Raw genomic sequence first — 12,233 nt, 5'->3', positions numbered from 1 at the left:
CAGGGCCTCGGGCGACGAGGGCCGGGTTACTTGTAGGTGTCCGCGACCTTGATCTTGCCGTCGATGATCTTCTTCTTGGCCGTCTCGATCTTCGGCTTGATGTCGTCGATGAAGCCGCCGGAGTACGAGAGGCCGACGCCGCCGCGCTTGAGGTCGTAGGACTGCACGCCGTGCTCGGACTTCTTGGTCTTGACGACGCTCTTGATGAAGTCGTAGACCGAGCCGTCCACGTTCTTGACCATGGAGGTCAGTATGGCGTTCTTGTACGCGGCCAGGCCCTTGTCGTAGTACTGGTCGCCGTCGACGCCGATCGACCAGGTGCCCTTCTTCTTGCCGGTCGCCTCGATGGCGCCCGCGCCGGAGCCGCCGGCCGCGGAGAAGATCACGTCGACCTTGTTGGAGAGCATGCCCTCGGCGATGTCCTTGCCGCGGTCGGGCATGCCGAAGCCCTTGGGCGAGCCGACCTGGACCCACTGGACGTCGAGGGACGCCTTGGGGTTGGTGTCCTTCAGGCCCTGCTGGAAGCCGCCCGCGAACTTCTTGATCAGCGCGCTGTCGGTGCCGCCGATGAAGCCGACCTTGTCGGACTTGGTCTTGAGCCCCGCGGCGACCCCGGCGAGGTACGAGCCCTCGTGCTCGGCGGAGACCAGGCTGGCGACGTTCTTGGAGTCGACGACGGAGTCGACGATGCCGAAGTCCGTGCCGGGGTACTTCTTGGCCGCCTTGGCCAGCGAGGGGGTCCACGCGTAGCCGACGCCGACGACCGGGTTGTAGCCCGCCTCGGCCAGGCTGGAGAGCTTGTCGTAGCGGTCGGCGTCGGTGTCGCCGTCCTTCGCGGTCAGCTCCTTGCCCTTGACCTTGAAGTCCTTCAGGGCGCGGTCGTAGCCCTTGGCGGCGGAGTCGTTGAAGGAGTGGTCGCCGCGGCCGCCGACGTCATAGGCGAGGCCGACGCCGGCGTTCTTGCTTTCCTCTTCGGAGCTGCTGCCACAGGCGGTGACGGACATTGCGAGAGCCGCGGTGGCAATGCCCGCGACAGCTATCGTGGATACCCGGCGCACGAGGGTCCCCTCTGAATCTCGAAGCGCCTCTCTGCGGCGCTGGCTCCGCCGCATCGTAACGCGCGTAGATCTCAGATAAAGGCCCGCTCCGAAGCCGTTATCGGATCGTCGCGAACCTCTTGTGACAGCTGGATCTACAGAACGTTTCGATCGAGCAAAGCCGCGGCGGTGAACAGCTCGACGCCCACCTCGATCGCGCCCTCGTCGACGTCGAAGTCGCCCGCGTGCAGATCGCGTCGGGTGGTGTCGCCGACCCTGCGCACGCCGAGCCGGGCCATCGCGCCGGGCACCTTCTCCAGGTACCAGGAGAAGTCCTCGCCGCCGAGGCTCTGTTCGGTGTCCTCGACCGCGTACGAGCCGCGGCGGGCCACCATGGCGTCGCGCAGCAGCTCGGTGGAGGTCTCCTCGTTGACCACCGGCGGGACCCCGCGGATGTAGTTGATCTCCGACTTGGCGCGGTGCAGGGTGGCGACCTCGTCGATCGCGGCGTGCACCAGGTCGGGGGCAGCGCGCCAGGCGGGCAGGTCCAGGCAGCGGACCGTGGCGGACAGCTCGGCGTGCTGCGGGATGACGTTGCAGGCGTGGCCGGACTCGACCCGGCCCCAGGTGACGGCGAGGCCGGAGCGGGCGTCGACCCGGCGGGCCAGCAGCGCGGGCACCTCGGTGATCACCTTGGCGGTCGCGGTCACCAGGTCGGTGGTGAGGTGGGGGCGGGCGGTGTGGCCGCCGGGGCCGTCGAGGGAGATCTCCAGCCGGTCGCAGGCCGACGTGATGGGGCCGGTGCGCAGCCCGATCCGGCCGACCTCGACCTTGGGGTCGCAGTGCAGGGCGAGGATCCGGCCGACGCCGTCCAGGGCGCCGCCCTCGATCGCGTCGGCGGCACCGCCCGGCAGGACCTCCTCGGCGGGCTGGAACAGCAGCCGCACCGGGCGCCGCAGCCGCCCCTCGCGGGCCAGCTCGGCGAGGACCAGACCGGCGCCGAGGACGACGGTGGTGTGGACGTCGTGGCCGCAGGAGTGCGCGCGGTCGGGCACGGTCGAGCGGTACGGGACGGTCTTGGTGTCCGGGATGGGCAGCGCGTCGATGTCGCCGCGCAGGGCCAGCGCCGGGGTCACCCCGTCCCACGGGCCGATGTCACAGATGAGGCCGGTGCCGCTGGGCAGGACGCGGGGCTCAAGGCCCGCCTTCTCCAGCCGCGCCTTGAGGGCGGCGGTGGTACGGAACTCGCAGTTGCCCAGCTCGGGGTGCATGTGCAAGTCCCGCCGGAAGGCGATCAGTTCGGCGCGCAGCGCATCGGGGAGCGCGCCGGGCAGAGCCGCGTCGGCGGACGGTGTGGCATCGGTCTCATCGAGGGACATCAATTGCTTCACCCAATGAAGCGTAGAACGACCTTGGGGTGGAGCGAATGTCGATCAACAAAACTTCAACCCGTTCGGGGCGGGAAAGTACCCCGGCAGATGCATGATCTCCCTAGTCAGGGGGTATAACAGCCTGCTTCTCGGCGAGCGCGTGATCCTTTCGTGAGAAGCGCCACATGGGGTACCCCCTGGCGTTACGACATGGCCAGCGGGGTGTCCGGGGCGGCCGTGGGCGGCACGGAGCCGGGCCGCTGGACGTCCCGCGCGGTGCCGGTGACGCCCGACAGGAAGCCCTGGGCCCGCGGGGACGCGTCGCTGGTCAGCCAGGCGGGGTCGACGTCGTACACGGCGACCTTCACCTCGGTGCCCGCGAGCGCGAGCGGCAGGGTGTGCACCACCGTGGACGGGAAGCTCACGATGGTGTGCCCGATGGGGCCGCGGCGCGCTATCAGCTCCAGCGGCAGGTCCGGCCGTACGATCTCCAGCCCCACCTCGTGCGACACCCGGCTGAGCTTCTCGGCGCTCTCCCGGCGGTGGGCGAAGTAGCGGGTCGCGCCGTGGGCCTCGGCCAGCCCGGCGACCGCCTCCAGATAGCGCTCCAGATCGACCACGCCGGTCTCCACCAGGGAGGTGCCGACCAGGTCGGTGCCGCGGGTGAGCCGGGGCGGGCCGAAGCGGGCCCGGGTCCAGGCGAAGTCGTTGGCGGTGACGGTGACCCCGGGGGGCGGTTCGACCGGCATCGAGCTGAACACCTCGACCCGGCGCTTCTGGCCCGGGGTGAGCTTGCGGCGCGCGGTGGCGGAGAACGGCGCGAACACCATGTCGCGCGCCCCGCGGCTGCTGCCGCGGCGGTGCCAGCGCACCAGGCGCTCCCCGTTGGCCAGCTGGGAGATGAACTCCATGGTGGCCGTGCCGTCGTCCACCACGACCAGGTCCTTGGCCCGGGTGAGGGTCAGCAGCAGCTGGACGTAGCGGGAGAACGGGTCCCCGATGACGATCCGGGCGGCCCGCCGCAGCGGTCCGCGCAGCCCGCCGATGGTCTTCAGCGGGGCACCCGCCCCGCCCCGCGCGTCCTCCCAGCGCACCGTGATGCCCTCGTCGCGCGCCAGCTCGGCCATCCGCCGCAGCTGGCCGCGGGACATCGGGTCGTGCGGGGAGAGCACGACGACCGTGAGGTCGGCCGCCCGGCCGACCGACGGCAGCGGGGACGGCTCGTCGCCGGGCCCCGGCGGGCCCGGGGGCGCGGCCGGGTCCGGACCCGGGGCGCGCATCGCGTCCGTGTACGCCCACTCCAGCACGTTGAGGAGCTGGACCGGGCTCTCGACGAAGGCGAGGGTGGTGGCGGTCTTCGCGCCGTTCCCTGGCTGCGCCCCGTCCACAGACATCGCACCGTCCACAGTTGCACCGTCCACAGACATCGCACCGTCCGAAGACATCACACCGTCCAAGGGCAGGGCCCGGAAGCGGCGGGTGTCCCCCGAGAAGTCGAGGGATCCCGCCGCTTCCGGGCGTAGGCCGGTCGATCCGGCCAGTGGCATCACGGAGATGAGCCTCAGACCGCGACGGGCTCGCGGTCGTCGGCCTCGGCGACCACACCGGCGACCCGGCGCAGCTTCTTCATCGGGCCCAGCTCGCTCTCGTAGACCTTCTTCACGCCGTCGCCGAGGGACTCCTCGACCACGCGGATGTCACGCACCAGGCGGGCGAGACCCTGCGGCTCGACGGAGGCGGCCTGGTCCGAACCCCACATGGCGCGGTCCAGGGTGATGTGGCGCTCGACGAACGCGGCACCGAGCGCGACGGCGGCCAGCGTGGTCTGCAGACCGGTCTCGTGGCCGGAGTAGCCGATCGGCACGTTGGGGTACTCGGCCTGCAGCGTGTTGATCACGCGCAGGTTCAGCTCCTCGGCCTTGGCCGGGTACGTGGAGGTGGCGTGGCACAGCAGGATGTTGTCGCTGCCGAGCACCTCCACCGCGTGGCGGATCTGCTTCGGGGTGGACATGCCCGTCGACAGGATGATCGTGCGGCCGGTCGCCCGCAGGGCGCGCAGCAGCTCGTCGTCGGTCAGCGAGGCCGAGGCCACCTTGTGGGCCGGGACGTCGAACTTCTCCAGGAAGGCGACGGCCTCGGTGTCCCACGGGGAGGCGAACCAGTCGATGCCGCGCTTCTTGCAGTGCTCGGAGATGGCGGTGTACTCGGCCTCGCCGAACTCCACGCGGTGGCGGTAGTCGATGTAGGTCATCCGGCCCCAGGGGGTGTCCCGCTCGATGTCCCACTGGTCACGCGGGGTGCAGATCTCCGGGGTTCGCTTCTGGAACTTGACCGCGTCACAGCCGGCGTCGGCGGCAGCGTCGATCAGCTTGAACGCGTTCTCCAGGTCGCCGTTGTGGTTGATGCCGATCTCACCGGTGACGTAGACCGGGTTGCCGGGGCCGGCGGTCTTCGCGCCGAGGGTGCGGAGGCGAGAGTTGGAGCTCACTTAAGACAGTTCCTTTCCGAGAATCCACGAGGCGATCTCGCGGATCGCGCCGTCTCCTCCAGGGGTGGAGGTGACCGCACGTGCAGCGCCGCGCACGACGTCGTGCGCACCTGCGACCGCCACGGGCCAGCCGACAAGGCCGAAGCACGGGAGGTCGTTGACGTCGTTGCCGACGTAGAGCACGCGCTCCGGCGCGATGCCCTGCTCCTCGCACCACTGCTTCAGTGCGAGATCTTTACGGTCGATGCCGTGGAGCACGGGGACCTGGAGCTTCCGGGCCCGTGCGGCGACGACCGGGTTCTTTTCCGTGGACAGGATCAGCAGCGCCAGCTCCGAGCGGCGCAGTGCGGCGATCCCGAGCCCGTCACCGCGGTGCACGGAGACGAGTTCGCGTCCTTCGGAATCGATCAGCACCCTGTCGTCGGTCTGGGTGCCGTCGAAGTCGAGTACCACCGCGTCGATGTCGTCGCGGGTGGGGAGGGCGCCCGGGCGCTCCGCGTCCAGCAGCGGGGCGAGGGCGCGGGCGCGGGCCAGGTCGTGCGGGTCGTCGACCTCCAGCACCCGGGCGGCGTCGGTGCGCACCAGCTCGGTGCGGCCGAAGAAGCGGTGCCCGGCCTCGCGGAAGCCGCGCGCGTCCATGGCGTAGGCGGCGCCGGTCTCCAGGAAGTCCTGGGGGCGGTCCTGGCGGCGCGGGCGGTACGACTTGTCGTGGTTGACGCCGTCGCCGCCATCGGTGGCCGGTTCGTCGCCCTCGCGCCAGACGAAGCCGTGGAACGGGGCCACGGTCAGCGCGCTGTCCGCGCCCTGCTCGGCGACCGCGCCCGCCACCCCGTCGATGTCCTCGCGGACGATGAACGGGCTGGTGCACTGCACCAGGAGCACGACGTCCACGGTGGTGCCGTGCGCCGCCTCGTACGCGTCCATGGCGTGGATGACCGCGGCCTCGCTGGTGGCGGTGTCGCCCGCGATGTCGGTCGGCCGCTGGATGACCACGGCGCCCGCGCCGCGCGCCGCGGCCGCGATGCCCGCGTCGTCGGTGGAGACGGCCACGTCGGTCACCAGCCGGGAGGCCCGGCACTCCATGACGGCGCGGGCGACCAGCGGGACACCTCCGACGGCGGCGAGGTTCTTGGCGGGCACGCCCTTCGACCCGCCGCGGGCGGGGATCACGGCGAGCACACAGGGGCTCGATGCGGGCATGGCGGCTCCTTCAGGGGATTCGGTATTGGCGCTGCTCACACCGACGCCTTCGTTCGCTTCTCCGCCCGCGCGGCGCAGAGGTGCGGGCATCGCCGCCGTCTGCGGCCCGGCGGCCGCGCGTGCGTCGCTCACAGCTCCCCCATCCGCCGGATGACCGGGGCCACACGCTGCACGCCATGCCGGTAGGCACCGCGCGCCGCGTCCCGCATGGTGTTGCGCACGGCCCGCCGCAATCCGCTGACCTCGGCCTCGTCCGCGGAAGACGCGCCCGGGCGGGGCCGTCCGTCCGGCTCGAAGCCGTACCGCTGAAGGATCCGGGGCAGATAGCCGGGCGCGGTGGCCGGGGTGTAGTAGGGGGCGAGCGCCGGGAGGGTTTCGGCGGCGACCAGGCCGGAGACCTTGTGCCGGGCGGTGTCGAACGCGGTCTCATACGACCCGTCGGCGGCCACGCCCTGGCGGGCGAGCCACTCCGGGTCCGGCTCGGGCCGGTATCCGGCGTCCAGCTCGTCCCACGAGGCCAGACATCCGGAGCCCAGGAAGTGGTGGTTGCCCAGCGGCTCGCGGATCCCGAGGTCGGTGAGGACCGCGGTCGGGATGGAGCGGTGCAGGGACTCCAGCGCGGCCGTGGAGCTGATGGTGACCAGCAGGTCCGTGGTGTCCAGGACCTCGCCCATGTTGCCGTACGCGAGGCGGAAGTTGGGCGGCAGTCCGTCGCCGAACTTGGCGATCAGCTTCTGGTACGGCAGTTCCTCGATGTGCGTGGTGTGCTCGCCCGGCTTGGAGCGCAGCTTGACCACGACCTCGCGGTCCGGGTGGCGGCGGGCGTGGTCGACGGCCCGGCGCAGCAGGTACGTACGGTCGGCGCGGTTGTCCGGGACGGACGGCTGGACGGCGAACACCACCGTGCCGCCGGGGTACTTCCGCTCCTGCCGGGCCTTCTCGTCGTAGCGTGCGCCGCCGAGGAAGGGGAGCGCGCATTCGGTGACGCTGTCCCCGGCGGTGCCGACACCCGTGTACACCTCGCGGAACCGGTCCGCGTCATGGCGCGAGTTGGCGAGCACCACATCGGCGCCGTGCCGCAGCAGCAGGCCGTCGGCGAGCTTCTCGTAGACGACGCCCACATAGCCGGTGACGATCACCGGGCGGTGGGTGGCGCCCTGCCAGGCGTGCGCGAGACCGTGCAGCATGGCCTGAACGCCGCCGCCCACCAGGGACAGCACGATCACGTCGTACTTCTCGCGGTCCATGGACCGTACGAACTCGATGCCCGTCACCTCGCGCAGCGAGTCCGTGCGCACGCCGACCTCGGCGAGCTGCCGGACCGTCGGTGTGGCGCGGCCGCGCAGCAGATAGCCGTCCAGGCGTCGGCCTGAACCTGCTGAATCCACTGAACCCGTGTCCGAGGAATCCGAGCTGTCGGGGACGAGGCGCTGCGCGGTGAGCGCGCCCCATTTCCACCGGGTGTCGGAGTCGGCGAGCACGGCTACTCGCACGGGGGATTTGATACGTGAGGGCACGTCGGAGACGCTAGGAAGGGATTTCGATTCACGGCCCAACGCAGGAGCAACAAAGGGTTAACAGCATGTCTACGAATGGCGAATCGGCTGGCCGGAGCGGCCGGTTAACCGTTCCGACGTTCTTCGTTCACCTTCACGTACACCTACGGTCAAGACGAATGCCGCCCGGCGGCCTAGCGTCACCCGCGTGGTTAAGCTCTCCGTCATCGTGCCGTTCTACAACGTGCAGACCTATGCCCCTGACACGCTCAGAAGTCTTCGTGCGAACGCACGCGCGGACTTCGAATTCATTCTCGTCGACGACCGTGGGACCGACGGGACACCGGAGATCCTGGAGCGCGCCGAACGCGAGCTTCCGGGGGCCGTCCGCATCCGTCATGAACAGAACGGCGGGCTCGCCACCGCGCGCAACACCGGTCTGGACGCGGCGAGGGGTGAGTACATCACCTTCCTCGACGGCGACGACTGGCTCGCGCCCGGGTATTACGAGCAGCTGGTCGCGGCCATGGAGGACCTGGGGTGCGACTTCGTCCGCACCGACCATGTCCAGTGCACCGGCCGCAAGCGCTCGGTCCACCGGGTGCCGCACGGCCTGCGGGACCAGGTGATGAACCCGCGGGACGTGATCCTCCCCGCCGACCGCTCCACCTCGGTCGACTACGCCTTCGCCTGGGCGGGCATGTACCACCGCCGGCTGGCCGACGAGGGGCTTCTCCAGTTCACCCACGGGCTGCGCACCGCCGAGGACCGGCCGTGGATCTGGCGGCTGCACCGCGAGGCGCGCAGCTTCGCCGTCCTCGGCATGGCGGGCGTCTTCTACCGGCGCGGTGTCTCCTCCTCGCTCACCCAGATCGGCGATGTGCGGCAGCTCGACTTCATCCGCGCCTTCGACCAGGTCATCGAGGAAACGGCGCGGGACCGCGACGCGGACGCCCTGCTGCCGAAGGCCGTGCGCACCTATTGCGCGATCATTTCCCACCATCTCGGAAACATCGAACGCTTCGAGCCCCAAGTGGCCCGCAAGCTCCGTTCGATGTCGGCGGCTGCGATGAAACGCATGCCCCAGGACGTACTGAAGGACGCGCTGGATTCCATGGACTACGAGCGTGCCGCGCGGCTGCGGCGAGTGAAGCGCCGCGGAGCGGGTACGGAGGTGGCGGCCTGATGTCCGCGACCCCGGTGTACACCCCGCGCAGCGAACGCAAGCGCACCCAGATCTTCCTGGCCTCCACCCTGTACGGGGCGGCCACCCTCGCCGCCGCGATCGACGCGGGCAGCGTCGGACCGGCCGACCGCAGGCTGCTGCTGGTCAGCAACAACGCCGCGACGCCGGAGACCACGCCCGCCGTGGACGACATGCCGGGCTTCGAGCGGCTGCGGCCGCGCTTCGACCGGGTGCTGTCCTGGAACGAGACGATCAGCCCCTTCCACCCCGGCGGCTGGTCCCCGCGCCAGGACGACGCCCCGCTGTGGGAGCGCCATCTGCGGATGCTGTGGAACCTCGGCGAGGACGACGTCGAGCTGGTCCTGGAGTCCATCCAGGTCAACCCGGCGATGGCGGTCGCCCAGGTGTTCCAGGGCGCCCCCATCGACGTCTACGCCGACGGGCTGATGAGCTACGGCCCGACCCGTAACAAGCTCCACCCGCTGGTCGGCACCCGCATCCGCCGCCTGATCCACCTCGACCTGGTGCCGGGGCTCGAACCCCTGCTGCTCACCGAGTTCGCGGTGCCCGCTGAGGTGCTGCCGACCGAGACGTTCACCAAGGTGCTCGCCGAGATCGCCGAGGCCGCCCCGCGCACCGTCGCCTCCGCGACCGAGCGGGTCGCCACCGGCAGCGGGCCCGCCCTGCTGCTCGGTCAGTACCTGTCCGCGCTGGACATCCTCTCCCCGGAAGAGGAGGAAGAGCTGCATGTGCGGATGCTGCGGGGCGCGGTCGCGCTCGGCCACCGCACGGTCGTCTTCAAACCGCACCCGACCGCCCCGGCGCGCTGGTCGCGGATGCTGGAGAAGAAGGCCGCCGAACTGGGCGCGGAGCTGACCGTCATGGACACCCCGGTCCTCGCCGAGGTGCTCTACCAGCGGATGGAACCGGGCCTGGTCATCGGCTGCTTCTCCACCGCGCTGCTCACCGCGAGCGTCTTCTACGGACTTCCGGTGGCCCGGATCGGCACCGATGTGCTGCTGGAGCGGCTCACCCCGTACCAGAACAGCAACCGGATCCCGGTCACCATCGTGGACACGCTGCTGCCGGACCTGGAGGACCACAAGGCGGTCGCCGCCGGCAAGGGCGCGATCGACGAGCGGTCGGGCCAGAAGCTGACCGGGCTGGTCGCCGCCGTCGGCTTCTGCATGCAGGCGAAGATCTACCCCGGTCTGCGGCCCGCCGCGGAAGGCTATCTCGCCGCCCATCTGGACGCCCGCACCTGGCGCTACTTCAAGCGCCGCCGCCTGACCGCGCTCGCCCTGCCCGGGGCGGTCCCGTCCCAGCTCGGCTTCATCCCGCGCAACGAGACGGTGCGACGGGTCGCGCGCCGGGCGCGGGCGCTGAAGAAGGCCGCGCTGAAGAAGACCGCGACCAGCTGACCCACCTGACTGTTCGTCTTACGCGAAGGAGCCACGGCGTGACCGCCGACCACGGGGCAAGCCACATACGCACCGGCGCCTCGGGGGTGGCGTCATGACCGCGGGTGCGGGCGCGCCGCCCGCACCCGAAGCGGGCCCGATAGCCCCGGCCCCGGTCTCGTTCCCGTCGCAGCGGGAACCGTCCCAGCCCGAACCGGGGCAGGGTCCGGGGCAGCCGGTCCCGGGCCGCAAGGGGCAGCCGGTGCGGCTGCGCGCCCTGGACGGGCTGCGGCTGCTGGCCGCGCTCATGGTCGCCGCGTACCACTACGGCGGCCGCGACGGCGAGATCGCCCAGGCGTGGGGCGCCTCCCCGCGCCAGATCTTCCCCACCGTCTCGCCGTACTTCTCGTACGGCTGCCTGGGCGTCCAGATCTTCTTCGTGATCAGCGGCTTCGTCATCTGCATGAGCGGCTGGGGACGCCCGCTGCGCTCCTTCTTCGCCTCCCGCGTCTCCCGGCTCTTCCCCGCCTACTGGGCCGCGATCCTGCTGGTCAGCCTCGTCTTCGCGCTCCCCTGGGTGGCGTTCAAGACGGTCTCGCCCAGCGACACCCTGCTCAACCTGACCATGCTCCAGCAACCGCTGGGCGCCGACCGGGTGCTGGGCGTGTGCTGGACCCTCTGGGCGGAGCTGCGCTTCTACGCCCTCTTCGCGCTCTTCGTCGTCCTGCCGGGCGCCAGCCGTCAGCGCGTGGTCCTGTTCTGCGCCGTCTGGACCCTGGGAGCGGCCGTCACCGACGCGGCGAACCAGCCTCTGCTGGACCTGATCCTGATGCCGAACTACGCCCCGTACTTCATCGGCGGCATCGGCCTCTACCTGATCCACCGCTACGGCCACGACGCCACGGCCTGGGGCATCGTCGCCCTCAGCTTCCTCATCGGGCAGCACTACGCGGTCGCCGAACTCTGGCACCGCCCCAACCCCGACTTCTTCTCCTACCGCTCCACGTTCGGCATCGTCGCGATCGTCGCCTTCGGGTACCTCGCCGTCGCCCTGGTCGCCCTCGGCAAGCTCCAGTGGGCCAACTGGCGCTGGCTGACGGTCGCGGGCGCGCTGACGTACCCGTTCTACCTGGTCCACGAACACCTGGGCTGGGTCGTCGTCCAGTACCTCCACCGCAGCCTGGGCATCCCGGCCTACGGGACGTTCCCGCTGACCATCCTGCTGATGCTGACCCTGGCCTGGCTGCTCTACCACTTCGTGGAACAGCGCCTCACCCCCGTGCTGAAACGATCCCTCTCGGCGCCCCGGGTGCGGTGAAAATACGTCGCCACGGAGCCCGGCGGTCCCTACTGTCAGCCCCATGAAGCTGCTCTCCGTGAACGTCGGCAAGCCCCGGCCCAACCCGTGGAAGGGGCTCGGCGCGACGGGCATCGACAAACGCCCCGTCGACGGCCCGGTCACCGTCACCGCCCCCGGCCCCAAGGGCACGGGGGCGGTCGGTCTCGACGGCGACCGGGCGTACGACGTGAAACACCACGGCGGCTCCGACCAGGCCGTCTACGCCTACGCCCGCGAAGACCTCGACGGCTGGGAGGCCGAGCTGAACAGACCGCTGAAGAACGGCGAGTTCGGCGAGAACCTCACCACCCTCGGCCTGGACGTCAACGCCGCGCTGATCGGCGAGCGCTGGCACATCGGCTCCGGGCTGGTCCTGGAGGTCTCCTGCCCCCGCATCCCCTGCGCGACCTTCCAGGGCTGGCTGGAGCGCGAAGGCTGGATCAAACGCTTCACCCAGGCCGCCCTGCCGGGTGCGTACCTGCGCGTCATCTCCCCCGGCGCCCTGCGCGCCGGAGACCCGGTGGAGATCGCCCACCGGCCCGGCCACGACGTGACCATCGCCCTGGTCTTCCGCGCGCTGACCCGGGAACCCGCCCTGCTGCCGGGGCTGCTGGCCGCCGACGCGCTACCGGAGGAGATCAAGGCGCTGGTCCACAGGCGCGGGACCGCGTAGACCATCGGATGGCCCCGGTCAGCCGATCGTGCGGAACGTCACCG

General features: G+C 70.8%; 10 protein-coding genes. 4 read left to right on the top strand and 6 right to left on the bottom strand.

Annotated features, from left to right (window positions below; genetic code table 11):
- Nucleotides 1–26: 26 nt before the first annotated feature.
- From ACZ59A_RS23500 to ACZ59A_RS23475, 6 genes are all read right to left on the bottom strand, one after another.
- Complete coding sequence (locus tag ACZ59A_RS23500) at nucleotides 27–1,058, bottom strand: BMP family lipoprotein (RefSeq protein WP_470961334.1); 1,032 nt, start codon at nucleotides 1,056–1,058, stop codon at nucleotides 27–29.
- Nucleotides 1,059–1,192: 134 nt separating this feature from the next.
- The gene (locus ACZ59A_RS23495; protein WP_470961823.1) at nucleotides 1,193–2,416 is read right to left on the bottom strand and encodes an amidohydrolase; all 1,224 of its coding nucleotides are present in this window, start codon (nucleotides 2,414–2,416) and stop codon (nucleotides 1,193–1,195) included.
- Between the two features lie 194 nt (nucleotides 2,417–2,610).
- Entirely contained in the window at nucleotides 2,611–3,801 is a 1,191-nt protein-coding gene (locus tag ACZ59A_RS23490; RefSeq protein WP_470961332.1) for a hypothetical protein, read from the bottom strand.
- 167 nt (nucleotides 3,802–3,968) lie between these two features.
- Nucleotides 3,969–4,895: an N-acetylneuraminate synthase family protein gene (locus tag ACZ59A_RS23485; RefSeq protein ID WP_468049282.1), complete on the bottom strand. Its 927-nt coding sequence runs from the start codon at nucleotides 4,893–4,895 to the stop codon at nucleotides 3,969–3,971.
- The gene (locus ACZ59A_RS23480; RefSeq protein ID WP_468049284.1) at nucleotides 4,896–6,095 is read right to left on the bottom strand and encodes a cytidylyltransferase domain-containing protein; all 1,200 of its coding nucleotides are present in this window, start codon (nucleotides 6,093–6,095) and stop codon (nucleotides 4,896–4,898) included. It lies immediately after the preceding gene.
- A 128-nt stretch (nucleotides 6,096–6,223) separates the two neighbouring features.
- On the bottom strand, nucleotides 6,224–7,576 hold the full coding sequence (locus tag ACZ59A_RS23475) for a DUF6716 putative glycosyltransferase (RefSeq protein ID WP_470961820.1): 1,353 nt from the start codon (nucleotides 7,574–7,576) through the stop codon (nucleotides 6,224–6,226).
- 223 nt (nucleotides 7,577–7,799) lie between these two features.
- Between ACZ59A_RS23475 and ACZ59A_RS23470 the strand changes: the two genes are divergently transcribed.
- The 4 genes from ACZ59A_RS23470 (at nucleotide 7,800) to ACZ59A_RS23455 (ending at nucleotide 12,189) form a co-directional block, all read left to right on the top strand.
- Entirely contained in the window at nucleotides 7,800–8,777 is a 978-nt protein-coding gene (locus ACZ59A_RS23470; protein ID WP_470961330.1) for a glycosyltransferase family 2 protein, read from the top strand.
- A complete protein-coding gene (locus ACZ59A_RS23465; RefSeq protein WP_470961328.1) occupies nucleotides 8,777–10,198 on the top strand; it encodes a polysialyltransferase family glycosyltransferase in 1,422 nt (473 codons plus the stop codon). Before ACZ59A_RS23470 ends, ACZ59A_RS23465 begins: the two co-directional genes overlap by 1 nt.
- 94 nt (nucleotides 10,199–10,292) lie before the next feature.
- The gene (locus tag ACZ59A_RS23460) at nucleotides 10,293–11,495 is read left to right on the top strand and encodes an acyltransferase family protein (RefSeq protein ID WP_470961326.1); all 1,203 of its coding nucleotides are present in this window, start codon (nucleotides 10,293–10,295) and stop codon (nucleotides 11,493–11,495) included.
- A 43-nt stretch (nucleotides 11,496–11,538) separates the two neighbouring features.
- The gene (locus ACZ59A_RS23455; RefSeq protein ID WP_470961324.1) at nucleotides 11,539–12,189 is read left to right on the top strand and encodes an MOSC domain-containing protein; all 651 of its coding nucleotides are present in this window, start codon (nucleotides 11,539–11,541) and stop codon (nucleotides 12,187–12,189) included.
- The last annotated feature ends 44 nt before the right edge of the window (nucleotides 12,190–12,233 follow it).

This window comes from Streptomyces sp. NPDC040405, assembly GCF_055595765.1.
This window is presented reverse-complemented; position numbering and strand designations above follow the sequence as displayed.